20 protein-coding genes and 1 pseudogene are annotated in these 25,276 nt (G+C 72.9%); 14 read left to right on the top strand and 7 right to left on the bottom strand.

What is annotated here, in order from left to right:
• Positions 1-156 precede the first annotated feature (156 nt).
• From OIE12_RS10365 to OIE12_RS10340, 6 genes and pseudogenes are all read left to right on the top strand, one after another.
• A complete protein-coding gene (locus OIE12_RS10365; protein WP_329134002.1) occupies positions 157-1,419 on the top strand; it encodes a TIR-like protein FxsC in 1,263 nt (420 codons plus the stop codon).
• Positions 1,409-5,416: an FxSxx-COOH system tetratricopeptide repeat protein gene (gene fxsT / locus OIE12_RS10360; RefSeq protein ID WP_329134000.1), complete on the top strand. Its 4,008-nt coding sequence runs from the start codon at positions 1,409-1,411 to the stop codon at positions 5,414-5,416. The genes OIE12_RS10365 and fxsT overlap by 11 nt, the downstream gene beginning before the upstream one ends.
• Before the next feature lie 102 nt (positions 5,417-5,518).
• The gene (locus OIE12_RS10355) at positions 5,519-6,808 is read left to right on the top strand and encodes an FxsB family cyclophane-forming radical SAM/SPASM peptide maturase (RefSeq protein WP_329133998.1); all 1,290 of its coding nucleotides are present in this window, start codon (positions 5,519-5,521) and stop codon (positions 6,806-6,808) included.
• Positions 6,805-7,809: pseudogene (locus tag OIE12_RS10350) on the top strand (aKG-HExxH-type peptide beta-hydroxylase); the annotation flags it as partial. The gene OIE12_RS10355 and the pseudogene OIE12_RS10350, both read left to right, overlap by 4 nt.
• Before the next feature lie 60 nt (positions 7,810-7,869).
• Positions 7,870-8,673, top strand: coding sequence for an aminoglycoside N(3)-acetyltransferase (locus tag OIE12_RS10345; RefSeq protein ID WP_329141839.1), 804 nt, complete (start codon positions 7,870-7,872; stop codon positions 8,671-8,673).
• A 99-nt stretch (positions 8,674-8,772) separates the two neighbouring features.
• Positions 8,773-9,666, top strand: a complete 894-nt coding sequence (locus tag OIE12_RS10340; RefSeq protein ID WP_329141837.1) for a DUF4231 domain-containing protein — start codon at positions 8,773-8,775, stop codon at positions 9,664-9,666.
• A gap of 18 nt (positions 9,667-9,684) precedes the next feature.
• On the opposite strand, the gene OIE12_RS10335 is transcribed toward OIE12_RS10340, so the two are convergent.
• The 4 genes from OIE12_RS10335 to OIE12_RS10320 form a co-directional block, all read right to left on the bottom strand.
• Complete coding sequence (locus OIE12_RS10335; RefSeq protein ID WP_329133995.1) at positions 9,685-10,170, bottom strand: hypothetical protein; 486 nt, start codon at positions 10,168-10,170, stop codon at positions 9,685-9,687.
• A gap of 121 nt (positions 10,171-10,291) precedes the next feature.
• Positions 10,292-11,329 carry a rod shape-determining protein gene (locus tag OIE12_RS10330; RefSeq protein ID WP_030382097.1) on the bottom strand — a complete coding sequence of 346 codons (1,038 nt, stop codon included), beginning with the start codon at positions 11,327-11,329 and terminating at the stop codon, positions 10,292-10,294.
• 154 nt (positions 11,330-11,483) lie between these two features.
• Entirely contained in the window at positions 11,484-12,473 is a 990-nt protein-coding gene (locus tag OIE12_RS10325) for a S66 peptidase family protein (protein ID WP_329133992.1), read from the bottom strand.
• Positions 12,474-12,572: 99 nt separating this feature from the next.
• Positions 12,573-14,039 (bottom strand): acyl-CoA synthetase, encoded by a 1,467-nt coding sequence (locus tag OIE12_RS10320; RefSeq protein WP_329133990.1) that lies wholly within the window; start codon positions 14,037-14,039, stop codon positions 12,573-12,575.
• A 201-nt stretch (positions 14,040-14,240) separates the two neighbouring features.
• Between OIE12_RS10320 and OIE12_RS10315 the strand changes: the two genes are divergently transcribed.
• A complete protein-coding gene (locus OIE12_RS10315) occupies positions 14,241-15,116 on the top strand; it encodes an ATP-grasp domain-containing protein (RefSeq protein WP_329133988.1) in 876 nt (291 codons plus the stop codon).
• A 35-nt stretch (positions 15,117-15,151) separates the two neighbouring features.
• On the opposite strand, the gene OIE12_RS10310 is transcribed toward OIE12_RS10315, so the two are convergent.
• Complete coding sequence (locus tag OIE12_RS10310; RefSeq protein WP_329133986.1) at positions 15,152-15,742, bottom strand: hypothetical protein; 591 nt, start codon at positions 15,740-15,742, stop codon at positions 15,152-15,154.
• Between the two features lie 185 nt (positions 15,743-15,927).
• Between OIE12_RS10310 and OIE12_RS10305 the strand changes: the two genes are divergently transcribed.
• From OIE12_RS10305 to arfA, 7 genes are all read left to right on the top strand, one after another.
• A complete protein-coding gene (locus tag OIE12_RS10305) occupies positions 15,928-16,701 on the top strand; it encodes an IclR family transcriptional regulator (RefSeq protein WP_329133985.1) in 774 nt (257 codons plus the stop codon).
• Positions 16,698-17,555, top strand: coding sequence for an SMP-30/gluconolactonase/LRE family protein (locus OIE12_RS10300; RefSeq protein ID WP_329133983.1), 858 nt, complete (start codon positions 16,698-16,700; stop codon positions 17,553-17,555). The genes OIE12_RS10305 and OIE12_RS10300 overlap by 4 nt, the downstream gene beginning before the upstream one ends.
• A gap of 148 nt (positions 17,556-17,703) precedes the next feature.
• Positions 17,704-18,195 (top strand): mycothiol transferase, encoded by a 492-nt coding sequence (locus tag OIE12_RS10295; protein WP_443053795.1) that lies wholly within the window; start codon positions 17,704-17,706, stop codon positions 18,193-18,195.
• A 142-nt stretch (positions 18,196-18,337) separates the two neighbouring features.
• On the top strand, positions 18,338-19,696 hold the full coding sequence (locus OIE12_RS10290; protein WP_329133981.1) for an extracellular solute-binding protein: 1,359 nt from the start codon (positions 18,338-18,340) through the stop codon (positions 19,694-19,696).
• The gene (locus tag OIE12_RS10285) at positions 19,693-20,634 is read left to right on the top strand and encodes a carbohydrate ABC transporter permease (protein WP_329133979.1); all 942 of its coding nucleotides are present in this window, start codon (positions 19,693-19,695) and stop codon (positions 20,632-20,634) included. The genes OIE12_RS10290 and OIE12_RS10285 overlap by 4 nt, the downstream gene beginning before the upstream one ends.
• Positions 20,631-21,494, top strand: a complete 864-nt coding sequence (locus OIE12_RS10280; protein ID WP_329133977.1) for a carbohydrate ABC transporter permease — start codon at positions 20,631-20,633, stop codon at positions 21,492-21,494. Before OIE12_RS10285 ends, OIE12_RS10280 begins: the two co-directional genes overlap by 4 nt.
• A 29-nt stretch (positions 21,495-21,523) precedes the next feature.
• Positions 21,524-23,029 carry an arabinosylfuranosidase ArfA gene (gene arfA, locus OIE12_RS10275; protein WP_329133975.1) on the top strand — a complete coding sequence of 502 codons (1,506 nt, stop codon included), beginning with the start codon at positions 21,524-21,526 and terminating at the stop codon, positions 23,027-23,029.
• A gap of 109 nt (positions 23,030-23,138) precedes the next feature.
• Here arfA and OIE12_RS10270 read toward each other — a convergent pair whose 3' ends face one another.
• The gene (locus OIE12_RS10270) at positions 23,139-23,750 is read right to left on the bottom strand and encodes a response regulator (protein WP_443054034.1); all 612 of its coding nucleotides are present in this window, start codon (positions 23,748-23,750) and stop codon (positions 23,139-23,141) included.
• 65 nt (positions 23,751-23,815) lie between these two features.
• On the bottom strand, positions 23,816-25,132 hold the full coding sequence (locus OIE12_RS10265) for a sensor histidine kinase (protein WP_329141835.1): 1,317 nt from the start codon (positions 25,130-25,132) through the stop codon (positions 23,816-23,818).
• Positions 25,133-25,276 lie beyond the last annotated feature (144 nt).

Below are 25,276 nucleotides of genomic sequence, written 5' to 3'. Positions count from 1 at the left end.
TGGCGTTGCCCGGTCACCCGGCATACCGTCAATTGCCCACCGGTGCAGGCCCGGTGAGGGTAGAGCAATGAGCGGCATGGGTATGAAGGTGCCGCGTACGTGTCCCTGGCCCGGCGAGCCGTCGGTGGCCGAGTGAGGGGCGGTGGGGGTTGGGGGGTGCCCTTGGAGCTGGAGTCGTACTTCTTCCTCAGCTATGCGCGCCAGGACGACCGCGACGACGTCTTCGTGAGCCGTTTCTACGAGGACCTCGTGGCCGAACTGGACCGTCTGGGAGAGGACTGCAGCAGACAGCGGCCCTTCCGGGACGTGGAGCGGCTGGCCCTCGGTGCGGACTGGGAACGCACGCTCGGCCGGGAAGTGGGGCACTGCCGCGCCATGGTCGCCCTGTGTTCCCCCTCCTACGTGCACAGCCTCTACTGCGGCAAGGAATGGGCGGCCTTCCAGTCCCGTCTGGAGAACTACCAGGCACGCACCGACATCGACGCACGCGCCCTGATCCCCGTCGTCTGGGCCCCGCTGCGCGGTCCGGTCCCCGAGGTGATCAGCCGTTACCAGTACTCCGAGCACGAGCTGGGCCGGGAGTACGCCGAGCAGGGCCTGATGAGCCTGCTGCGCGGTGACCCCGCCGCGTACCGGAGAGCATTGCGGCTCATCGCCAGACGTGTGCAGTACGCCGCCGGATCATTCCGTCTGCCCACGGTCAAGGGACTCGATCTGGGTGCCGTGCGCAGTCCCTTTCCGGCCCAGAGCACGGTGGCACCGACTGGACGGAGCACCGGCCACGTACGTCTCTTCGTGGCGGCGGGGGCAACCGACGCCCTTCCCGCCGGCCGGCGGCGGCACGAGTACTACGGCCGCTCACCACTCGACTGGACGCCCTATCACCCGCCGGTCCACCCCACCGTGGCGCACCGCGCCCAGCGGGTGATCCTCGAGGAGGAGTACACCTCCAGCATCGAGGTCGTCGACGACACGCTCGGCAGCAAGCTCGACGAGGCGATGGGGGAGAACCAGCCCAGCGTGCTGCTGGTCGACGCCTGGGCCGCGCGCGGCGCGCCGTACCGCGCGCCGCTGTCCGACTACGACCGGCAGAACCACCCTCTCACCGGGGTTCTGATGCCCTTTCACCAGTCGGACGACGAGTCCGGCGACGGCGGACTGTGGGAGGACGTGCGCCAGGTGTTCCAGCGCAACTGGATGCGGCGCAACGACCCGTACGACCGTCTCTTCCGGGTCCAGGTGGACAAGGAACACTTCGACGACCGGCTCGCCGAGATGGTGATCGTGGCACAGAGCCGGCTGATGGAGAACGCCGTTCCCCGACGGCTGCCCGCCGGACCGCCCGCACCGCCGATGCCGGGACTCAACGTCCCCGCGCAGCCCCCTCCCCTCGCAGAGGACCCCGACGATGACGACTGAGGCCGGTACCCGACGCAACGGGCGGATAGTGACGTTCTACTCGTACAAGGGTGGAACGGGACGCACCATGGCACTGGTCAACGTCGGCTGGATCCTGGCCAGCAACGGCCTGAGGGTGCTGCTCGTCGACTGGGACCTTGAGGCTCCCGGCCTGCACCGGTACCTGCGGCCACTGTTCGTCGACTCCGAACTGCGGCGCAGCAACGGCCTGATGAACATGATGACGTCCTACGTCGGGCAGGTCATGGGCTCGGGGGAGCCCGCCCCGCCCGCGGACGGCTCCGTCGCGGCGGGGGACACGGTCATCGAGAGCGAGGAGTGGCTGCGCTCCTGCGCCCGCCTGCGCCCGTACACCACCGGGCTCGATCTGACCCTGCCGCCCGGTGGGCGCCTGGACTTCCTCCCGGCCGGCCGGCAGAGCGCCTCCTACTCCGCCGCCGTCACCACCTTCGACTGGCACCGCTTCTACGACCGGCTCGGCGGCGGCTCCTTCCTCCAGGTGCTGCGCGAGGAGATGAAGGCCGAGTACGACTACATCCTCATCGACAGCCGCACCGGCGTCAGCGACACCTCCGGCATCTGCACCATGCTGCTGCCCGACGTGCTGGTGAACGGCTTCGCGCTGAACCTGCAGAGCATCGACGGCTGCGCCGAGGTCGCCGCCTCGGTGACCACGTCCGCCCCGCACCCGGTGCGGATCCTGCCGGTGCCGATGCGGGTCGAGGACGCCGAGCAGGAACTGCTCCAGCAGGGCAGGGACTCCGCGCGGGCCGCGTTCGCGCCGTACCTCTCCTGGCTGGACAAGGACAAGCGGGAGAAGTACTGGGGGGAGGTGGAGATCCCCTACAAGACCTACTACGCCTATGCCGAGATCCCGGCCACCGTGGGCGACCGCCCGCTGCAGGCGGGTTCCCTGCTGGCCGCGTTCGAACGGCTCACCGCGTGGATCACCGACGGCCAGGTGCGCGGCCTGCAGCCGCAACCCGCCGAGGAGCGGCGACTGCTCAACGCCGAGTACCGGCGTGACCCGCGCGCGGTGCCGCCCCGCTTCTACATCAGTTACGCCCCGACCGACCGGATGTGGGCCGAGTGGGCGGCCGGCCATCTCCAGGCGGCCGGGTACCGGGTGTCCCTGCACGGCACCGTGGAGTCCCTGAAAAGCATCCCCGCCGAGGCGACCGCCGTGCTTGAGCGACGGGGCCGGCTCCTCGCGCTGCTCTCCCCGGACTACGTCCATCAGCCGCGCGCCGCCGATGTGTGGGCCCGGGTGACCAGCCGCGAGTCGGCCGGAGTGCCGGCGCTGGTGGCGGTCCGCGTCCAGGAGACGGACGGCTCCGGTCCCACCGACGGACTCTTCGACGACCGTCTCAGCACCGACCTGACTCGCTGCGGTCCGGAGGATGCCGCCCGCAGGCTGCTGGAGGCCGTCGGTTCGGCCTCGACACCGCGTCCCCCGGCCGCAGGCGCGATCCCACCGCCGTTCCCGGCCGCCACGCCGACCGTGTGGCGTGTCCCCTCACGCAATGTCGCCTTCACCGGACGCGGCCCCCTCCTCGAAGAACTGCGTGACCGATTCGCCACCGGATCCCGGCAGGTGCCCCAGGTCCTGTACGGGCTGGGAGGGGTGGGCAAGACACAGATCGCCCAGGAGTACGCCTACCGTTTCAAGGCCGCCTACGACGTGGTGTGGTGGCTGCCCGCGGCCCAGCCCCACCTGATCCGCCCGGCACTGGCCGACCTCGCCCCCCAGTTGGGGATCGAGGGCGGGGAGGACACGGCCAGCACGGCGGAGGCCGTGTTGCGCGCACTGCGGGAGGGCCGGCCGTACAAGCGCTGGCTGCTCATTCTCGACAACGCCGGACGGCCCGAAGTGCTCGAGGAGTTCCTGCCCGGCGGGCCGTCCGGCGGCCACGTCCTGATCACCTCCCGTGACCGGACCTGGGTCAACAGCGCCGGTCTCATCGACGTCGACGTCTTCCAGCGCCGCGAGAGCCTGGAACTGCTCCACCGGCTTAACCCCCGGCTGCCGGCGCCCGAGGCCGAGCAGGTCGCCGTCCGGCTCGGCGATCTGCCGCTCGCGGTCGGCCAGGCCGCCGTCTGGCTCAGCGACGGCAGCATGCCGGTGTCGACCTACCTCTCCCTGCTCGACGACCGCCTCACCGAGGTCCTGAACGACACCCGACTGCCCGAGCGGGACTATCCGCGTTCCGCCGCGGCGACGTGGCGACTGGCCGTGGACGAACTGCGCCGGGTCAACCCGCCGGCTGCCGAGATGCTGGAGATCTGCGCCTTTTTCGGCCCCGATCCCATCCCCATGCGCCTGCTCTACGGCCGGGCCGTCACCGAGGCCCTCACCCTGGGAGAGGGGGATCCGCGTGACGAGATGACCATCGCGCTGCTGCTGCGCGCCATCAACCGTTTCGGCCTGGCCAGGAGCGACCAGACAAGTGCCACTCTCACCGTGCACCGGCTGGTGCAGGCGGTCATCCGGGAGCAGGTGCCCAAGGAGCACAGATTCAAGATCCGTGCGGTGGTGCACGCGGCTCTGGTCGAAGCTGCCCCCGGCGACCCGGACATACCAGTCAACTGGGAGCGTTACGCGGAACTCCTGCCGCATCTGCAGCCGTGCCGGGCCGCCAAGAACCCGGACCGGGAAGTCCGTAAATGGATCACCGATTCGGTGCGTTACCTCTGGAAGCGCAGTCTGTTCACGGCCGGACTGGACCTCGCCGGGACCACCCTGGCCACGTGGGAGGAGCGTGGCATCGGACACCCCGACGACCCGCAGACCCTCATGCTCCGGACCCAACAGGGCAACCTGCTGCGCTCCCAGGGCAGACTGCTGGAGTCCTACGCGATAGACCAGGACACCTTCGAGCGGTTCCGGCGCACCCGGGGGGCCGAGTACGCCCACACCCTGATCGTCGCCGGCAGCGTGGGCGCCGACCTGCGTGCTCTCGGCCGCTACCGGGAGGCGCGCGAACTGGACCGGGAGACGCTGGCCGCCGCCCGACGGGTCCTGGGCGACGACCACCCCCGCACCTCGATGTACACCAACAACCTCGGCATGTCGGAATACCTGGCGGGCGACCGGCAGGAGGCCTTGCGACTGCACCGCGGCGTCTACCGGCAGCAGCGCGAGACCTACGGACCCGAGAACCCCTACACCCTCACCCGCGCCGACAACTACGCCCGCGATCTGAGGGAGACAGGCAGTCTGCGTACGGCCCTCGAACTGCTGGAGGACACCGTGCAGTTGTGTGCGCGGACCTTCGGCGAGAACCACAACGACACCCTGCGCGTCCGCAAGAACCTCGCCGTCGCCCTACGCAGGAACGGTCAGTACCAGCAGGCCAAGGAGATGGACGAGGACCTGCACAACCGCTACGTCGCCGCCCACGGCCCCGAGCACGCCGACACCCTCGCCGCCGCCTGCAACCTCGCCGCCGATCTCGCCGCCCTCGGCAACACCGCGCGCGCCGTCGAGCTCGCCGAGCGTGCCATGTCCCGTTACGAGACCTACCTCGGCGCCGAGCACCCCGTCTCCCTCGCCTGTGCCAACAACCTCTCCGTCTATCTCCGGCTCGAGGGGCACACCGGGCGGGCGCGGGAGATGTCGGGGCGGGCGCGGGAGCAGATGACGCGGGTGCTGGGCGAGAAGCATCCCTACACCCTCAGCTGCATGGTCAACCACGCCAACGACCTCGCGCTGGCCGGGGCCGCCGACCCCGGCTGCTTCGTGGCCGCCGCCGAACTGGACGTGCGGGCGCACGACTTCTTCGTCGAGGTGCTCGGCACCGACCACTACGACACCATCGGCGTCACCTCCAACCTCGCCCTCAGCCTGCGCGCCGTCGGCCGTACCGACGAGGCGGACGCGCTGGCCGCCGAGGCGCTGCGGCGGGCCCGGGAGACGCTGGGGGAGGAGCATCCCACCACCCGCGCGGTGCTCGCCGGTGCCCGGCTCGACTCCGACATCGAGCCGCCGACGACATGAGCCGGACGGCGGACGGCTCACCCGTGCGCCAAGTCCCGCGCTTCTCCCTGTCCTTGGACCCCGTAAGGTGACGCCGTCACTGACGCCCCACCAGAGCGACCGATGCCCATGCACGCCACCCGCTCCCTGAGCCCCGGGCCCGGCGGCCCGGACGACGACCCCGCCGCCGGGCACGTACCCCTCGTGCCGTTCCGCCAGTTCCTGCTGAAGATCCACAGCCGCTGCGACCTCGCCTGCGACTACTGCTACATGTACGAGGCCGCCGACCAGAGCTGGCGCGGCCGCCCCCGCCACATGGAGCCCGACACCGTCCGCCGCACCGCCGCCCTGGTCGCCGCGCACGCCCGCGAGCACCGCCTGGCCGAGGTGCGCGTCGTGCTGCACGGCGGGGAGCCGCTGCTCGTCGGGGCCCGCCGGCTCGACGAACTGCTCGGCATCCTCACCGACACGCTCGACGGCGTCGCCGTCCCCCGCTTCGTGCTCCAGACCAACGGCGTGCGGCTGGGGCAGGATCCCGCCCTGCTGGACGTGCTGGAGCGGTACGGCGTACGGGTCGGCGTCAGCCTCGACGGGACCGCCGCCGACCACGACCGGCACCGCCGCCGGGCCGACGGCCGCGGCAGCCACGCCGCCACCGTCCGCGCCCTGGACCTGCTCGCCGCCGGCCCGCACCGGCACCTGTACGCGGGTGTGCTGTGCGTCGTCGACCTGGCCGCCGACCCCGTAGGGACGTACGAGGCGCTGCTCGCGCACACCCCGCCCCGCCTCGACCTGCTGCTGCCGCACGCCACCTGGGACGCCCCACCGCCGGGACTGGCGGACCGTACGACCCCGCCCGACCGGCCACCGGCGCTCCCTTACGGGCCCACCCCCTACGGCGACTGGCTGTGCGCCGTCTTCGACCGCTGGTACGGCGCCCCCGTGCGCGAGACCGGCATCCGGCTCTTCGAGGAGATCATGGTGCTGCTGCTCGGCGGCACGGCACGCAGCGAGGCGGTCGGGCTGACCCCCGTCGACCTCGTCGTCGTCGAGACCGACGGGACGATCGAGCAGGCCGACTCGCTCAAGGTCAGCTATCCGGGCGCCCCCGAGACCGGCCTCGACGTGTTCCGTTACACCTTCGCCCAGGCCGCCCTGCACCCCGCCTTCCGCGCCCGGCAGCGCGGCACCGCCGGGCTCGGGCCGGTCTGCCGCGCCTGCCCCCGCGCCCGCGTCTGCGGCGGCGGCCTGTACGCCCACCGCTACCACCCCGGCGCCGCACCGCCGTTCTCCGCGCCGTCCGTCTACTGCCACGACCTCGCGCTCCTCGTCGACCACATCGCCGCCCGCGTCCGGCGCGACGTCGCCCGGCTCACCGGCGGCACGGAACACCCTCAGGCGGTCGGGCGATGAGCACCATGGAGACCCGTCGGCAGACCCCGGACCACCTCGCCCGCCATGTCGTCGGGCGTGAGGACTTCCTCGCGCTGGCCCGCGCCCGCGGCGGCGCGTCCCGCGTCGCGCTGCTGCGCGACGGGCAGCTCAGCAAGCGGATGCTGCTGGTGCGCGCGCTGCGGGAGGCCGTCGGAGAGCCCGTCGAGGACGCCTACCGGCGGCTCGTCGCGCTCAACCGCCGCGATCCGGCGGCCTGGCGGGACGTCATGCTCCAGCCCTACCTCGACGAGGGCGTCGCCCGCACCCTCACCGCCCCGGAGCGCGGCGAGAGCGCCGACACCTCGTGGTTCGACCGGCTGGTGCGCGCCCCCTACGCGCCCGACGGAACGCCCTGGCCCCGGGTGCGCAGCGAGTGCGACGGCCACGTCCTGGACGTACGGCTCGCCGACCGCGGCCCCTTCCGCGACGCCCACGGGCACGTCCTCGCCCCGCCCCTCACCGGACGGGAGCGGGAACGCTGGGCGCGGACGCTCGGCGAGGCGTGGCGGATCCTCGTCCACCGGCACCCCTGGCACGCCGACGCCGTCGCCGCCTGTCTGACCACCCTCGTCCCGCTGGAGCCGGGCCCCGACGGCGGTGGCGTCAGCTCCGCCGCCCGGCGCGCGTACGGGGCCGTCGCCGCCTCCCTGCCCGACGACCCCGTCCTGCTCGCCCTCGGCCTCGTCCACGAGTTCCTGCACGTCCAGCTCGGCGCGCTGCTCGACCTGGTGCCGCTGCACGGCCCGCCCACCGCCGCCCGCTACCACGCCCCCTGGCGCCCCGACCTTCGGCCGGCCGGCGCGCTGCTCCAGGGCACGTACGCGCACCTCGGCGTCACCGACTTCTGGCGCGCCGAACTCGCCGCCGGCACCGGCGGTGCCCGGGCCCGCCGCGAGTACGACACCTGGCGCGGCCACACCGACGCCGCCGCCGGCACCCTGCTCGACAGCGGTGAACTCCTGGCCGCCGGGGAGCGGTTCGTCACCGCACTGCGCCGCGCGGCCCGCCGCCCTGACCCCGGGCCGGCCGCCAGGGCCGCGCTGTACACCCGCGCTCACCTCGCCGCCGACCTGCGGGCCCTCGGGCTCACCGCCGGGGACACGGTGCTCGTGCACTCCTCCCTGCGCGCGCTCGGACCCGTCGAGGGCGGCGCCGAAACCGTCGTGGACGCGCTCCTCGACGTCCTCGGCCCCACCGGCACCCTCGTCGTCTACACCCAGACCCCCGACAACTCCGACCCCTCCCGCTGGCCGCACACCCGCGGCTACGCCGTCCCCGAGGAACGGTGGGACCAACTGCGGGCCGGGATGGCCCCGTTCGACCCGGACACCACCCCCGCCTACGGCGTCGGCGTGCTCCCCGAGACCGTACGGGCGCGGCCCGGCGCCCTGCGCAGCGCGCACCCGCAGAGCTCCTTCACCGCCCTCGGGCCCCGCGCCCGCGCGCTCACCGCCGGCCACGCACCCGACTGCCACCTCGGCGAACGCTCCCCGCTGGCCCGCCTGGAGGAGGCAGGCGCGCGGGTGCTGCTGCTCGGGGTCGGCTGGGAGGTGTGCACGGCGTTCCACCTCGCCGAGTACCGGGTGCCCGGGCGGCCCCGGCAGTCGTACTCCTGCGTCGTCGGCGACGGGCGGGGCGGCCGCGCCTGGTACGCGTACACCGACGTCCGGCTCGACTCCTCGCCGTTCGCCCGCATCGGGGCGTCCTACGAGGCCGCCGGTGACCTCGCCCGGGAGCGGGTCGGCGGCGCCGACGGCCGGCTGTTCGCTCTGGCGCCGGCCGTCGCCCACGCCACGCGGTGGCTGACCGAGGCCCGCCCCGCCGTCCCCGGAACGGATGGTTAGTCCGGTCCACGTCTGGCGCCCGCCCGACGACGGCGCGACCATGGTGGGTCCGAACGGAGGCCGCAACGGGGGGCCCGGACAACGGAGTTGGTCGACGTGCTGGACGACAGGGCGCTGCCGCCGCTATTCATCGAGAACGACCGCTGGGCGCTGAGCCGGCAGAGCGAGGCCTTCCGGGCCACCCGCACCCAGCTGACCGTACTGCTGTCGGGCACGGCCGCCGCCACGCTCACCGAGCACTGGGCGGGCCGCTTCTGGGCCACGCTCGCCGCCCTGTGCTACGCGCTCGCGGGCGTCCTCGGCCTCTACACCGCGCGCCGCAGGGCCCGCGCCCACTGGCAGGCGCACCGCGCGGCCGCCGAGGTCGTCAAGTCGCTGGCCTGGCAGTACATGGTGCACGGGGGGCCGTTCCACACCGGCGTCGTCGACCCGGACGGGCTGTTCGCCGAGCGGCTCGCGGACCGGCTGCGGGAGCTGCGCAAGGTCGGCTGGGAGGACCACGGCGGCGGCACCGGAGGGCTCGCGCTCGTCCGCATCGCCGAGCAGATCACCCCGCAGATGCGCACCGTGCGGGCCAAGCCGTTCGAGGCGCGGCGCGACTACTACGTGCGCGAACGGGTCCTGGAACAGCTCGTCTGGTACGGCAAGCGGTCCGCGCAGGCGCACCGCGCCTCCTCGCGCTGGTCCGCCGGGACCGCCGTCCTCACCGCGCTCGCGCTCGTCACGGCGGCGCTGCGGGCCTACGGCGTGCTCGGCAACTGGGACCTGACCGGGCTGTTCTCCGCCGCCGCGGCGGCCGGGGTGGCCTGGCAGGAGGTGCGCAGGCACCGCCCGCTGGAGTACGCGCACGCCCTCATCGAACAGGATCTGGACACCGCGCGGCTCGCGATGGGCACCACCGTCACGGAGGACGGCTGGGCCGACGCGGTCGCGGACGTGGAGCGGCTGTGCAGCCCGCAGCACACGGACTGGCTGGTGCGGTTCGGGTCGTGAAGGCGCTACTCCAGCGATTTACGCGCGGGTGACGCCCGGCCGCCACAGCACCCGTACGGGTACGCCCGTACTGCGCGCGTACGCCACCACGTCCGCGGTGCCGCCCAGGCCCCGCGCGGGGCGTCCGTCCCAGACGGCGACCAGCCGGTCGGCGTGGTCGACGATCCAGCGGCCCGCCGCGTAGTACGCCTCCTCGTGCGTGGGCTCGCGGGGCAGCCGGACGTGTTCCGCGCAGGCGGCCAGCAGCAGCCGGTAGGCGCCGCGCACCCGCTCGTCGCCGAGGTGCGCCTCGTAGTCCATGCCGGGGATGACGGCGGTCACCGGGACGCCGTGGTCCAGCGCGAGCCGGGCGAAGAGCTGGTCGCTGCCGGCGGCCAGCGCGCTGAGCGCCTGTGCGGCCGGCTCCTGGCTCAGCTCCTTGAGCTCCGCGACGATGCCGGCGCGCACCGCGGGCAGCACGGCGGCGGGAACGCAGCGGTGCCCGGTGATACCGATCCGGGGCACGGACACCACCTCCGCGGGCATGGTTGTCACTTCACCCTAGCGGTCACCCGACGGCGCCCGTAGCCGCAACTGTCGCACGCCCCCCGCGCGTTCGGGGCGGTCGGCGGGCCCTGTTCCCGGGTCAGGCGGCCAGCGGGTCCAGGACCAGCGGCTCGATCCGCCCCTCCAGCATCTCGCCCAGGCCCTGCACCGCGCACACGTCGGGCCGCTCGGCGATGTGCACGGGCATCCCGGTGGCCTGCCGCAGCATTTGGTCGAGGCCGGGCAGCAGGGCGCTGCCGCCGACCATCATGATGCCCCGGTCGGCGAGGTCGGCGACCAGGTCCGGAGGGCAGTCCCGCAGCACCTTGCCGATGCCGTCCAGGACGGCGGTGAGCGGGGTCTGGATGGCGGTGCGCACGGCGGCGGTGTCGACCTTCACCGAGCGGGGGAGCCCGGTGGCCACGTCCCGGCCGTGGATCTCGGTGACCTCGGGCCCGCCCGGGGTGAGCCCGTTGCCGGACAGGGCGATCTGCAGCGGCCGTACCGACTGGCTCGGCAGCATCAGCTCGTGCTGGTGGCGCAGGTGCTGCACGATCGCGTGGTCCACGGCCTCGCCGCCCACCGGGATCCGCTCGGCGGTGACGATGTTGCCCAGCGACAGCACGGCGATCTGCGTGGCCGCCGCACCGCACACCATGATCATCGAAGCCTCGGGACGCTCCACGGGCAGTCCGCAGCCGACGGCCGCGGCGACCAGCGTGTCCACCAGCTCCACCCGCCGGGCCCCCAGCCCGACCATCGTCTCCACGGTGGCGCGCTGGGCCAGCGGATCGGCGTCGTGCGGGGTGCACGCGGCGGCCCGCAGCCGGGGCTTGCGGCGCAGCGTGCGGCGCAGTTTCTCGCCGAGCAGCTGGCGCAGCATGCGCTGGGCCATCTCGATGTCGACGACCGTGCCGCCGGAGACGGGCCGCACCACCCGGATGTACGACGGCGTGCGCCCGGTCATCTTCTCGGCGAACTCACCGACCGCGATCAGCGCCCCGGTCTGCGTGTTGACGGCGGCGGCACTGGGCTGGTCGACGACCAGCCCGACCCCCTTCACATAGACACGGGTCCTCGCCGCCCCCAGATCGACGGCGAAGTGGCAACGGCGCAACTGCTCCAGACTCGCGGTCACGGCGACATCCTCCCGAGGCACGGACCGTGGGGCCTCCGGCCGGCGGCCCCTCACTCGCATCGTGGGACCGGCCGTGCGATCCCGCGCGCGGAGCTGGGCCGAGCGGGCAGCACCCGGACGGGTGAACCTGGGGTGCGTTCCCGGGGAAGGGGAGTCAGCCCTCCGTGACCGCCGGCTCCAGCAGGGTCAGCGTCCGGCGGTCCGCGTCCACCTCCGCGCGGACGCCGAGGGGCAGCGGCAGGTTCGGCGAGTGGTGGCCGAAGTCGACCTGGGCGAGGACCGGGACGTCCCGCCGTCCCAGCACGTCGAGGACCACGTCCCGCAGCTCCGCGCGCTGCCCGCCGCCCTCGTGCGGCTCGACCTCGGTCGGGACGCCGACCACCATGCCCGCGATCCGGTCCAGCACCCCGGACAGCCGCAGCGTGTGCAGGTCGTTCCAGACCCGCGAGACCGGACGCTGCAACTCCTCCCAGAACAGCACGGCGCCGTCGAACAGTTCGGGGGCCGGGGCGAACGGCGTCGCCTGCAACAGGATCAGCCGGTTCAGCAGCCCGCCGAACAGCGGACCCTCCGCGCGCCCCGGCCGCCAGGTCTCCCACACCTCCCGGGCCGGCAGCGCGCCCGGCGCCTCGGCCTTGGTGAGCACCCGGGTGTAGAGGTCGACCAGCTCGGAGCGGCGGGCCTCGTCGCCCAGCGTGTACCAGTCGCTGCCGAAGCCGTGGGTGGCGAGGTCGGCGTGGAGGCCGACGAGGCCGGTGCGGGAGTGCAGCGCCATGTGCAGCAGCGAGATGTCGCTGTAGCCGATGAGCGGCTTGGGGTCGGCCCGGATCGCGTCCAGGTCGATCAGGTCCAGATAGCCGATGGTCGTCTGCCCGCCGGTGTGCGCGACGATCGCCCGCACCTCCGGGTCCCGGAGCAGCCCGTTGAGCTCGTCGGCCTGCTCCGCCGGGGTGCCCGACGCCCACCAGCGGGTGCGCGCCGGGTCGACCAGCGGGCTGACCCGCACCCGGAAACCCATCCGCTCGAGCATCGCCACACCGCGGGCGAGCAGCGGTTCCTCGCCCGGTTCGAGCTGGCCCGAGGGCGCGGTGACGACCACCAGGTCGCCGGGGCGCAGCGCGCGGGGCCGAAGGGTCGCGGGCATGGGGTCTCCTCCTTGCTGATCAACAACGGCCGGGCAACAAGACCCGTGCCACCGATATTCCGCCGCCGCACACCTGTGAGCCGGCCAGGGCCGGCGGGCCTACGGCACCCGCAGCGCCCGCTTCAGCAGCTTCCCCATGTCGTTGCGCGGCAGGGCGGGCACGAAGTGGACGGTGCGCGGCCGCTTGTGCGGCGCGAGCCGCTCCGCCACGTGCGCCGACAGTTCCCCGGCGGCCGGCGGTGCCGCCGGGTCCGCCGCCACCACCCAGGCGACCACCCGCTCGCCGAGATCCGCGTCCGGCTCGCCCGTGACGGCCGCCTCGCTCACCCCCGGGTGCTCCAGCAGCGCGTTCTCGATCTCCCCGGCGCCGATCTTGTGGCCGCCGCTCTTGATCAGGTCCGTCGCCTTGCGGCCCACGATGCGGACGTACCCGTCCGGCTCCCGTACCGCCATGTCCCCGGTGCGGAACCAGCCGTCGGCGGTGAACGCGCCGGCGGTCGCGTCCGGACGGTGCAGATAGCCGGTGAACAGGTTCGGCCCGCGCACCTGGATCTCGCCGACCGTCTCCCCGTCGTACGCGGCGATCGGCGCCCCGTCCTCCTCCACCAGCCGCAGCTCCACCCCCGGCAGGGGCGGCCCGACGGTGCCCGGCCTGGCCTCGCCGTCGGCGCGGACGGCGGTGTTCATCAGCGTCTCCGTCATGCCGTACCGCTCGACGACCCGGCGCCCGGTCGCCGCCGCGATCCGCTCGTGGTCGTGGACGGGCAGCGCGGCCGACCCGGAGACCAGCAGCCGTGCCCCGGCGAGCGCGCCGACCAGCTCCGGGTCGCCGGGCAGCGCCTCGGCGATCCGGTGGTACATCGTGGGCACCCCGAACAGCATCGTCGCCCCGTCGTTCAGCTCCCGGGCCACGCCCTCGGTGGAGAACCGGCCCAGGTGGCGTACGGCACCGCCACGCCGCAGTGGGCCGAGGACGCCGAGGATCAGCCCGTGCACATGGAACAGCGGCAGCCCGTGCACGAGGACGTCGTCGCCGGTCCACTGCCAGGCGTCGGCCAGCGCGTCCAGCGTGGTGGTGACGGCCCGCCGGGGGATGACGGCGCCCTTGGGCGGGCCGGTGGTCCCGGAGGTGTAGACGACGAAGGCGGGGTCCTCGGCCCCGGGCTCCTCGGCCGCTGCCGGAGCCCCGCCGGCGGGGGCGTCGACGTCGACGTCCAGACGCCGCAACCCGCTCACCGCCGCCGGGAGTTCGTCCCCCGGAGCCGCGAGGACGAGCTCCGGCGCACTGTCCGCGAGGATGTGCCCCAACTCGGCATGCCCCGACCGGGGGTTGAGGGGGACGACGGCGAGGCCCGCCTCAAGGGCGGCCACGACCCCCACCGCCGTCTCCAGTACCGGTGTCGCCCACACCGCCACCCGCCCGCCGCCCGCGGCCGCGCGGATCCGCACCGCGAGCGCCCGCGCGGCGGCGGCCAGTTCGCCGTGGCTCAGGGCACGGGAGCCGAAGCGCAGGGCGGGCCGCCGCGCGGCCGGGGCCTCGGCCGGAACCGGGAACAACAGGGACACGCGGCACACTCCTCGTTCGGGGACGGCTACCCGCCACGCGAACCTACGCGGCCGGTACCACGTCCGCCACCACGCAGCCGAGGTGGCCGCCCGCCGGCAGGGGCCGGCGGGCGCGGGCGAACGCGTGTGCTTGTTAGCCTCGCGGAGGCCGGTGCGTGCCACCGCCGTGCCCGTCGTCGTCCGAGGTCAGGAGTCCGTGCCATGTCCCGCATAGCCCTCGCCACCTACCGGCCCGGTCCGGACGCACCCCAGGACCGCGATCTGCCCGTGCTGGTGGCGGCGCTCAACGCGGCCGGGGCGCGGGCCGAGGCGGTGTGCTGGGACGACCCGGAGGCCGACTGGGCCGCCTACGATCTCGTCGTCATCCGCTCCACCTGGGACTACAGCTGGCGGGTGGAGGAGTTCACGGCGTGGACCGAGCGGTGCGGGAAGCTGACCCGGCTGGCCAACCCGGCCCCGGTCGTACGGTGGAACATGGACAAGCGGTACCTGGGCGAACTGTCCGCCGCCGGCGTCCCGACGGTCCCCACCCGCTATCTCGCCCCCGGCGACCCCGTCGAGCTGCCCGGGGACCGGGAGTACGTCGTCAAGCCGACGTCCGGGGCGGGCTCCCGGTACGCCGCGCGGTACACCCCCGGTGAGCGCGAGACCGCCGTACGGCACCTGGAGCGGATGCACGCGGAGGGGCTGACCGCGATGGTGCAGCCGTATCTGAAGGGCATCGACGTCACCGGCGAACGCCCGCTGCAGTTCTTCGGCGGACGCCTGCTGCACGCGGGCCGCAAGCAGGCGGTCCTGACGGCCGGCACGCCCTTCGACGTACGCAAGACGGCACACCCGGGCCTTGAGGTCTGGAAGCCGACGGAGGCGGAAGTCGCGGTGGCCGAGCGGGCGTTGGCGGCGGTGCCGGGGGCGCCGGAGCTGCTGTACGCCCGCGTCGACCTCGTCGACGGCGACGACGGCCGGCCGTGCGTGATGGAACTCGAACTGGTGGAGCCGAACCTGTTCCTGTGGCTGCATCCGGGATCGGTGCCGGTGGTGGCGGGGGAGATCCTGCGGGTGGCGGCCAGTGTCTGAACGGGTTGCCTCGCCCACCGTCGGGTGGAGAGAACTCACCGCGCCCCCACCCGCTGCAGCAGCCCCCATGTGAACTCCGCCGCGTACTCCCTGCGCGCCCCTTCCCCGTCCGGCGCCTTGAACGCCAGGCCCCAGCGGGTCGGCGCCGTACCTTCCAGGGGGCGGGCCGGGGCGAAGGCCCGGGCGACCTCGTCGACCGTGCACGACCACGGGGTCAGGTCCGCCACCGTCCGCAACATCGGTGCCGGCGCCCCCGGGGCCCGCACCAGCCATTCGTTCCAGACCGACCCGTCCGGCCCGACCAGCGCCTCGAAGCGCAGGTCGGGCCAGAGCGGCACCGGCCAGCGCAGCGCCTCGCAGTCCAGGTCGCCGACCCGGCGCGGGGTCACCGACTCGGGCGCCCCCAGCACGGACCGGTGGCGCGCGGCCGCCCCGCGCGAGCGCGGCGCCCGGACCATCGCCTGCCACCGCCTGTTCGCCTCCCGCATCTGCGCCACCGACACCCCCAGCTCGTGCCGGGCGCGTTCGACGAGGTCGGCGTTGTGGTCGGCCATGCGGCGCAGCAGGACCAGCTGGAAGTCGAGGGGGGTGAAGGGGGCCGGGACGGGGCGCTTCGTGGGCGGCATGCGCCCATCCTCCCGCCACCACGCCCCGGGCACCCGTACCGCACCCGTACTCGTACCGCACCCGCACCCATTGCCGCTGTCCTCGGCCGTTGACTAGCCTGTGTTCGTCATTCCGATCGGCTGTTGAGATTTCGAACGCGACTGCGGAAACGCGGCGCACACGACTACAGAGAGGGGGCCGGACCGTGGGACGCCTCGTACCCGCCGTCACCCGGGCTCTCGACATACTGGAGCTCTTCCTGGACGGTGACGGCTCGCTCTCCGCCCCCGACATCGTGCGCAAGCTCCAGCTCCCCCGCACCACCGTGCACGAACTGGTCACGACCCTGGCCGCGCGCCAGTACATCGTCCCGGTCCCGGGGCAACCGGGACGCTACCGCCTCGGCGTCCGCCCGTACCAGCTCGGCAGCCGGTACGCCGAGAACCTCGACCTCGCCGCCGAGGGCCAGCAGGTGGCCCGCGCGGTCGCCGAGACCTGCGACGAGACGGTGCACGTGGCCATCCTGGAGGGCACGGACGTCATCTACATCGCCAAGGTCGACTCCACGCACGCCGTGCGCATGGTGTCCGCCGCCGGCCGCCGGCTGCCCGCCCACTGCACCTCCGTCGGCAAGATGCTGCTGGCCTCGCTGCCGGAGCAGGAGCTCGACGCGCGCATCCCGGCCGACGCCGAGCTGACCGCGATGACCTCGAACAGCATCACCGACCCGGCCGCGCTGCGCGAGGCGCTGAGCGAGATCCGCGGCCGGGGCATCGCCGTGGAGACCCGGGAGTCCAACGAGGACGTCTCCTGCGTCGCCGCACCCGTGCGCGACCGCACCGGCAGGGTGGTCGCCGCGCTGTCCATCTCCGTCCCCATGATCCGATGGAGCGACGAGCGCCGCGCCGAGCTGGAGCAGCTCGCCGCGAAGGGCGCCGCCGAACTGTCGGAACATCTCGGACACCGGAGCGTGGCATGACGACGTACGAAGTGGAAGTCGCCGTACGGGCGGAGGCGGAACTGGGCGAGGGCCCGACCTGGGACGCGGCGGCCGGGCGGCTGCTGTGGCTCGACATCCTGCGCTCCCGGGTGCACACCTACGATCCCCTCTCCGGACGCCGCACGGTCCGCACGACCGAGCAGCACGTCGGCGCCGTCAAGCCGCGGGCCGGGGGCGGGCTGGTGCTCAACCTGCGGGACGGGGTGGGGCTGGTCGACGACGACGGCGGCTTCCGGTGGCTGCGGCACGAGCCGGTGCCGGGGCGGCGCGGCAACGACGCGGCCGTCGCGCCGGACGGGTCGCTGTGGGCCGGCACGATGCGGTACGACGAGGCGACGGGGGGCGGCACGCTGTCCCGGATCACCGGGGACGGGGCGGCCGAGGTGGTCCTCGACGACGTGACGGTGAGCAACGGCACGGGGTGGAGCCCGGACGGGCGGCTCATGTACTACATCGACACGCCGACGCGCCGGATCGATGTCTTCGACTACGACGTGGCGACGGGGCGGGCCTCGGGGCGGCGGCCGCTGGCGACCGTGGAGGAGGGCGCGGGCTATCCGGACGGGTTGACGGTGGACGCGGAGGGGTGCGTGTGGGTGGCGCTGTGGGACGGCGCGGCCGTGCGCCGCTACACGCCGTCGGGCGCGCTCGACCGCGTGGTCCCGCTGCCGGTGCCGCGCGTCACGGCCTGCGCCTTCGGCGGCGCCGGCCTGACGGACCTGTACATCACGACGGCCCGCGTCGGTTTGTCCCCCGCCCCTTCCCTGGCCGGCAGCCTGATGGTCCTGCCCCACGCGGGCAAGGGCGTCCCCCAGCCCTCCTTCGCGGGCTGACCCGGTTCCTTCCCCGCCCCGCCGACGCCTCCCTTCTCGACAGGCACAGCGACGTGCTCCCGACCGCGCGGCCCTTGCCCGCGCGGTCGGGAGCGTTGCCCCGTCCCGCACGGGTCCGCGTACGGGATCTCGCGGCCGCGAACAGCCCATGGCAGGCTCATGCCGCATGATTGACGAGTTCGCGAAGGGCAGCCTGCACGGGAGACTGCGGCGGGACCGCGAGGCGCTCCTCTGGAAACTCGACGGCCTGTCCGAATACGACGCTCGTCGGCCTCTGACGGCGACCGGGACCAACCTCCTCGGCCTGGTCAAACACGTGGCCACCGTCGAGGCCAGGTATTTCGGTGAGGTCTTCGACCGCCCTTCCCCGGAATCGCTGCCCCGGTGGCAGGACTCCGACGGCAGCGATCACTGGGCGGCCGAGCACGAGACCCGCGACCGGATCCGACATCCTGCGCGAGGACATCGACGGCCGAACCGGAATGCGGCCCGGACACGAGACGCGGATCGGCCAGGAAGCCCGCGACGCGTACCGCGCGAAGATCGAGCAGGTCGCGAGATCGGCCGCATCGCTCGAGGCGTAGAAGGCCACGCGGTGAGAAACCCAGCCCGCTCACAGGTTCGCCCCGTTCCTGCGTAACCCATTGACTCGCAAGCGCTTCGATTCTACGGTCCCGTTCGAAGTTCCGGGCGATGTTCGAGATATGGAACGTGTCGCCCGCCGCACGCACCCGTACGCACCGACCCCGCGCGCAGCGCACCGAACAGACAAGGGCAGGGCAATGGGACGACCTGGCCTCAACCGCAGGCAACTACTGGCCGGCGCCGGCGGCCTCGCCGTCGCCGGCAGCTTCGGCTTCGCCGCCCTCGGCACGGGCGCCGACGCGCTCGCCTCCGACGCGAGCACCCGCGTCCGCTACTGGAACCTCTTCAGCGGCGGCGACGGCTACAACATGATCGCGATGCTGGACGCGTTCCGTAAGGACAACCCGGACATCGACGTCAAGGACTCCACCCTCCAGTGGGGCAGCCCCTTCTACACCAAGCTCGCCATGGCCGCGGCCGGCAACCGCGCCCCGGACCTCGGCGTGATGCACCTCGGCCGCGTCACCGGCTTCTCGCCCGGCCGCCTCCTGGACCCCTGGGACCTCGACCTGCTCGCCAAGTACGGCGTACGGGAGGAGGACTTCAACCCCGAACTGTGGAAGCGCGCCGTCATCGACGGCACCCTCTACGCCCTCCCGCTCGACATCCACGTACAGCTCTGCTTCTACCGCAAGGACGTGCTGAAGAAGGCGGGACTGCTCGGCGACGACGGCCGCATCGTGCCGGTGACGTCCGTCGAAGAGTGGTTCGGCGTGCTGAAGAAGGCCAAGAAGGCCACCAAGAAGGGGTTGCAGACCATCGGGCTGTGGGTCAACGACCAGAACTTCCAGTGGTGGTTCTTCGTCGCCTTCTACACCCAGCTCGGCGGCACCTGGTTCAACGACGCGAAGACCGAGGTCACCTTCGACCCCGACAAGGCCACCGAGGTCCTGGAGTTCCTGCGCCGGCACATCACCGACGGCTACGCCAACCCCGCCTTCGCGGGCGGCGCCGGCGCCGAACAGTTCGTCAACGGGGCCCCGTTCTGCTGGGAGGGGAACTGGTCCGTGCCGGTCTTCGACACCGCGAAGGTCGAGTACGGGGCCACCCCGCTGCCGCCCGTCTTCGGCAGGAAGGCCACCCACGCCGAGTCGCACTCCTTCGTCCTGCCGCACCAGTCCGGCCGCGGTGGCGCCGCCAACGACGGGGCGCACCGGCTCGCCGCCTACGTCGTCAAGCACGCCCTGCAGTGGGCGGCCGGCGGCCACATCCCGGCGTACACGCCGACCCTGTCCACGGCCGCGTACCAGAGGCTTCAGCCGCAGAACGAGTACGTCTCGGCCATGAACCACCAGGCCACCGAGCCGAAGGTGTGGTTCGCCGGCTCCACCGGCATCCTCGCCCAGCGCGTCGGCCCGATCGTCGTCTCCTCGACGATGGGCTCCGCGAAGCCGCGGGTCGCCGCGGGCCGGATGAGGAGCACGCTCGCCGAGCTGCTCGCGAGCAAGAACCCCATGGACGGCCGCACGGCCGCGCAGGGAGGTGCCGCCGCATGACCACCACCAGCGCCGAGACCGTCCTGCGCCCGGCCCGCACCCGGGCCGCCGTCGGCAGCGCCACCGTCCGCCGCAAGCAGGGCTTCCAGCACGGCGGCTGGTTCGTCGCCCCGTTCCTGCTCCTGTTCGCCCTCTTCGTCATCTGGCCGCTGCTGCGCGGCCTCTACCTCAGCTTCACGGACGCCAACATCTCCGGCGACTCCCCGGGCTTCGTCGGCCTCGACAACTACCGCGAGGCGCTGCACGACCCGCTGATGTGGGACTCCCTCGGCCACAGCGCGTATTTCACGCTGCTCGTCGTCCCCTGCATCACGGTCCTGGCCTTCCTCCTCGCCATGCTCGCCCACCACATCGAGCGCGGGAAGTGGCTGTGGCGGCTGTGCTTCTTCCTGCCGTTCCTGCTGCCGTCCACCGTCGCCGGCAATCTGTGGCAGTGGCTGTTCAACCCCGGTACGGGGATGGTCAACTACGTCTTCGGCCTGGACACGCCGTGGCTGACCGACAAGTCGTACGCACTGCTCGCGGCCGTCCTCACCACCCTGTGGTGGACGGTCGGCTTCAGCTTCCTGCTCTACCTGGCCGCCCTCCAGGGCATCCCCGCGCACCTGTACGAGGCGGCCAAGCTGGACGGCGCCAACGCCTGGCACCGCATGGTGCACATCACGCTGCCGATGCTGCGGAACATCACCGGGCTCGTCATCGCCCTGCAGATTCTCGCCTCGCTGCAGGTCTTCGACCAGGTCGTCGTCATGCAGGACTTCGGGCCGGGACCGGAGAACTCCACCCGCACCTTCGTGCAGTACACGCTCGAACAGGGCTTCACCACCTACCGCGTGGGCTACGCCTCCGCGATGTCCATCATCTTCTTCGTGCTCATCGCGGCCGTCGCCCTCGCCCGGATGTGGCTGCTGCGCAACCGTGAGGAGGGCGGCCGATGACCACCGCCGCACCGCAGGCGCGGGGTAACGGCCGTCGCGCCTGGACCCCCAGTCAGATCGTCCTCACCCTTCTCGGGGTCGCCGTCTCGATGGTGTTCCTCGCGCCGCTGGCCTGGGCGCTGTTCACCTCGCTGAAGTCGGAGACCGAGGCGGTCGAGGTGCCCACGCACTGGCTGCCGGAGCACTGGACGGGCCAGGCGTGGAAGGCCCTCTTCGAGACCGGCAACATCACCAACTGGTTCGTCAACTCGCTCGTCGTCTCGGTGTGCGTGACGACCGTGGTCCTCGTCGTCAGCGCGCTCGCCGGATACGGCTTCGCCCGCACCGAGTTCCGCGGCAAGGGCGCCCTGATGGGCGTGGTGATGGCGGGGCTCATGGTGTCCCCGGCCGTCCTCGGCGTGCCGCTGTTCACCACCGTGCAGCAGATGGGGATGGTCGACACCTACTGGGGCATGATCCTGCCGCAGTGCGCGCCCGCCGCGATGGTCTACATCCTCTACAAGTTCTTCCAGGGCATCCCGCGCGAGCTGGAGGAGGCCGCGTTCATCGACGGCGCCGGGCGCTGGCGGGTCTTCTTCACGATCATCGTGCCGCTCTCCCGACCCTCCCTCTCCGCCGTCGGGATCTTCACCTTCATCGCCTCCTGGAACAACTTCCTGTGGCCGTACATGGTGACCAACAACCCCGATCTGATGACGATGCCCAACGGCATCGCCACCGTCATGAACTCCTACGGCATCCAGTGGGCCCAGCTCATGGCCGGCGGCCTGATGGCCGGGCTGCCGCTGATCGTCGTCTTCGTCTTCTTCCAGCGCCAGATCGTGGCGGGCGTCGCCCACACGGGCCTGGCCGGCCAGTGACCGCCCCGTCTCCTCCCCGAAGGGAATCCATGCGCACCGCCCGCTTCACCCTCGACCCCGCCTTCACCGTCGGCACGGTCAACCCCCGGCTCTTCGGCTCGTTCGTGGAACACCTGGGCCGCTGCGTCTACACCGGCGTCTTCGAGCCCGACCACCCCACCGCCGACGAGGCCGGACTGCGCGGGGACGTCCTGGACCTGGTCCGCGAACTCGGCGTCACCGCGATCCGCTACCCCGGCGGCAACTTCGTCTCCGGCTACAAGTGGGAGGACTCCGTCGGCCCGGCCGAGGACCGCCCGCGCCGCCTGGACCTGGCCTGGCGCTCCACGGAGACCAACCGGTTCGGCCTGTCCGAGTACATCGCCTTCCTGAGGAAGATCGGCCCGCAGGCCGAGCCGATGATGGCCGTCAACCTCGGCACACGCGGCGTCGCCGAGGCGCTGGAGCTCCAGGAGTACGCCAACCACCCGGCCGGCACCGCCCTGTCCGACCTGCGCGTCTCCCACGGCGACAAGGAGCCGTTCGGCATCCGGCTGTGGTGCCTGGGCAACGAGATGGACGGCCCCTGGCAGACCGGGCACAAGACGGCCGAGGAGTACGGCCGCCTCGCCGCCGAGACGGCCCGCGCGATGCGCCAGATCGACCCCGGCGTCGAACTGGTCGCCTGCGGCTCCTCCGGGCAGTCCATGGAGACCTTCGCCGAGTGGGAGGCCACGGTCCTGACCGAGACGTACGACCTCGTCGACCACATCTCCCTGCACGCCTACTACGAGCCGCACGACGGCGACGTCGACTCCTTCCTGGCCTCGGCCGTGGACATGGAGTCCTTCATCGACAATGTGGTGGCGACCTGCGACCACGTCGGCGCGAAGCTGAAGTCCAAGAAGAAGATCAACCTCTCCTTCGACGAGTGGAACGTCTGGTACATGTCCCGGACCGAGGCCCAGGTCAGCGCCCTGGACTGGCCCGAGGCACCCCGGCTCCTGGAGGACAACTACTCCGTCACCGACGCGGTCGTCTTCGGCTCGCTCCTCATCGCGCTGCTGCGGCACGCGGACCGGGTGACGGTGGCGTGTCTGGCCCAGCTCGTCAACGTGATCGCCCCGATCATGACCGAGCCGGGCGGCCCCGCCTGGCGCCAGACGACGTTCTTCCCCTTCGCCCAGGCGTCCCGGTACGGCAGGGGCGAGGTCCTGGACGTACGGATCGACTCCCCGACGTACGAGACGCGGAAGTACGGCGAAACCGACCTCCTGCACGCGACGGCGGTCCGCGCGGACGACGGCACGGTCACCGTCTTCGCCGTCAACCGCGGCCGCACGGAGCCCCTCCCACTGGAGGTCGCCCTCCCGGGCCTGAACCTGACGAGCGTCGTGGAACACACGGCCCTCGCGGACGAGGACCCCGAGGCCCGCAACACGCTGACGGATCCCGACCGGGTCACCCCGCACCAGGTGCCGGGCACGACGGTGACGGAGGGCCGCCTGACGGCGACGCTGGAGCCGCTGTCCTGGAACGTGATCCGGCTGGCGTAGGTGTTCTCTGCCGCCGAGTCCGGCCGGGCGGAGGACGTACGCGGCCTCCGCCCGGCACGGACACCGGCCCCGAGCGCGGTCTCGCGGGGACGGGACCTGGCGGCGGCGCTCAGAGCGTCCCGGGTGTCACGAGCCCCGACTCGTACGCCGCTATCACCAGCTGCGCCCGGTCACGTGCCCCCAACTTGCCCATGATCCGGCTGACATGGGTCTTCGCGGTGAGCGGACTGAGCCCCAGCGCCTCGGCGATCTCGGTGTTGTTGCACCCGCGCGCGACCAGGGTGAGCACCTGCCGCTCCCGCTCGGACAGCCCGTCCGGGCCGCCCACCGCCGACGTCGTCGTGTCGGGTGCGCGCAGGAAACGGGCGATGAGCCGTGAGGTGGGTCCTGGCGAGAGCAGGGAGTCCCCGGCGGCCACGGTCCGGATGGCGTCGAGGAGTTCGGCCGGCCGGATGTCCTTCACCAGGAAGCCGGACGCCCCGGCCCGCAGCGCGTCGACGATGTGCTCGTCGGTGTCGTACGTCGTCAGGACGAGCACCTTGACGCCCGCCAGGTCCTCATCGGCGGCGATGAGCCGGGTCGCCTCGATGCCGTCCAGGTCGGGCATGCGGATGTCCATCACGACGAGGTCGGCCCGCGCGGAACGGGCGAGGTCCACGGCCTGCCGCCCGGTGCCCGCCTCGGCGACGACCTCCATGTCCCCGGCGGACGCGACGAGCATCGCGAACGAGGCCCGTACGAGGGTCTGGTCGTCGGCGAGCAGTACGCGGATCGGCGTCGGGGCCGTCACGAGGGCTCCTCCCGGAACAGCGGCAGTTCGGCGGTCACTTCGAAGCCCGCGGTGGGGCCCGGTCCGGCGTCCAGTGTGCCGCCCACGCTACGGGCCCGCTCGCGCATCCCGACGAGCCCGAACCCCGGCGCGCCGCCGACGGCCTGCTGCCCGTGCCCCGCCCCGTCGCGCAGCGTGCTGCTCACCCCGTGGCCCGTTCCGTCGTCGGTGACGGTCACCCGCAGGGTCCTCTCCGCCGCCCGCAGACCCACCCGGACGGTCAGGTCGTCGCGGCCCCCGTGGCGTACGGCGTTGGTGAGCGCCTCCTGCACGATCCGGTAGGCGGCGGCGCCCACCGAGGGCGGTACGCCGTCCGCGTGGACGGACAGTTCGACCGTGGCCCCGGCCACCCTGGCCGCGTCCGCGAGCGCGCCCAGCCCGTCGAGCCCGGGCAGCGGCCCACGCCCGTCCTCGGAGCCGAGCCCGGAACCGGAACCGGAGCCGAGTCCGGGACCCGGTCCGGAGCCCGGTTCGGCCACCCGCTCCCGTTCCCCTCCGGCGCTCACGCTCCGCTCGTTCGCCCGCAGCACCTCCAGCGTCGTACGCAACTCGCCCCGGGCCGTCCGGCAGGTCTCCGCGATGTCGTCGAGCGCCTGGGCGACCGCCGTGCGGTCCAGCCGGTCCGGATCCGCGGTGAGGACATGGGCCGCCACGGACGTCCGCACACCGATCAGGGTGATGCTGTGCGCGAGCAGGTCGTGCAGATCGCGGGCGATCCGCAGCCGCTCCTCGGCGACCCGGCGCCGCGCCTCCTCCTCGCGGGTCCGCTCGGCCCGCTCCGCCCGCTCGACGATGGAGGCGACGTACTGGCGGTAGAAGCGGGCGTCGACGCCGAAGAACAGGACCGCGATGATCCAGCCGGAGATCCGCAGCAGCTCCAGTGCCCCGTCCGGGTTGGTGAAGCTGTTGATGATCAGCGTCGGGCCGAGGACGACGACGGCGGTGAGCAGCGAGCGGCGTACCGTGCCGGTCGCCGCGACCGTGTAGAGCGCCAGGAGGGTCGCGGGGATCGGTACGGCGTGGTTGTAGTCGAGGACGTGGTGCAGGGTGACGCAGGCCGCCACCGCGAGCAGCACGAGCAGCGGACGGCTGCGCCGCCACACGAGCGGCACATGGGCGCAGGCCAGCAGGGCCCAGCCGGTCGGGCCGAGCGGGCGTCCGTCGTCGGTGAGCAACGCGAGGACGACGGCGAGCACGGCGACGCCGACGGTGAGCAGCGCGTCGTTGCGGGTGCGGTGCGGCGCGGTGAGCGGGTCCCGGTTGACGACCGCCATGACGCGCTCGATCCGGCGGGGCCGCGCCTCACCCCGTACGACGGTGGTGCTCAGGTCCCCTGCGGCTGAGGTAGCTCCCCGATCGTGCACGACTCCATCTTCCGTCATCGGGGCGCCTCTCCGGCAGAAGGCGGGAGAGGCGCC

Origin of the sequence: Streptomyces sp. NBC_00670 (assembly GCF_036226765.1) — a bacterium.
Lineage (GTDB): Bacteria > Actinomycetota > Actinomycetes > Streptomycetales > Streptomycetaceae > Streptomyces.
Note: the sequence above shows the minus strand (reverse complement) of the source record. Positions and strands in the feature narration are given on the sequence as shown.

Coding starts and splice junctions, on each gene's coding strand:
- arfA (WP_329133975.1), top strand. CDS start 21,524: ATGCGCACCGCCCGCTTCACCCTCGACCCCGCCTTCACCGTCGGCACG.
- fxsT (WP_329134000.1), top strand. CDS start 1,409: ATGACGACTGAGGCCGGTACCCGACGCAACGGGCGGATAGTGACGTTC.
- OIE12_RS10315 (WP_329133988.1), top strand. CDS start 14,241: ATGTCCCGCATAGCCCTCGCCACCTACCGGCCCGGTCCGGACGCACCC.
- OIE12_RS10300 (WP_329133983.1), top strand. CDS start 16,698: ATGACGACGTACGAAGTGGAAGTCGCCGTACGGGCGGAGGCGGAACTG.
- OIE12_RS10285 (WP_329133979.1), top strand. CDS start 19,693: ATGACCACCACCAGCGCCGAGACCGTCCTGCGCCCGGCCCGCACCCGG.
- OIE12_RS10290 (WP_329133981.1), top strand. CDS start 18,338: ATGGGACGACCTGGCCTCAACCGCAGGCAACTACTGGCCGGCGCCGGC.
- OIE12_RS10280 (WP_329133977.1), top strand. CDS start 20,631: ATGACCACCGCCGCACCGCAGGCGCGGGGTAACGGCCGTCGCGCCTGG.
- OIE12_RS10355 (WP_329133998.1), top strand. CDS start 5,519: ATGCCCATGCACGCCACCCGCTCCCTGAGCCCCGGGCCCGGCGGCCCG.
- OIE12_RS10310 (WP_329133986.1), bottom strand. CDS start 15,742: ATGCCGCCCACGAAGCGCCCCGTCCCGGCCCCCTTCACCCCCCTCGAC.
- OIE12_RS10270 (WP_443054034.1), bottom strand. CDS start 23,750: ATGCTCGTCGCGTCCGCCGGGGACATGGAGGTCGTCGCCGAGGCGGGC.
- OIE12_RS10265 (WP_329141835.1), bottom strand. CDS start 25,132: ATGGCGGTCGTCAACCGGGACCCGCTCACCGCGCCGCACCGCACCCGC.
- OIE12_RS10295 (WP_443053795.1), top strand. CDS start 17,704: ATGGCAGGCTCATGCCGCATGATTGACGAGTTCGCGAAGGGCAGCCTG.
- OIE12_RS10325 (WP_329133992.1), bottom strand. CDS start 12,473: ATGCCCGCGACCCTTCGGCCCCGCGCGCTGCGCCCCGGCGACCTGGTG.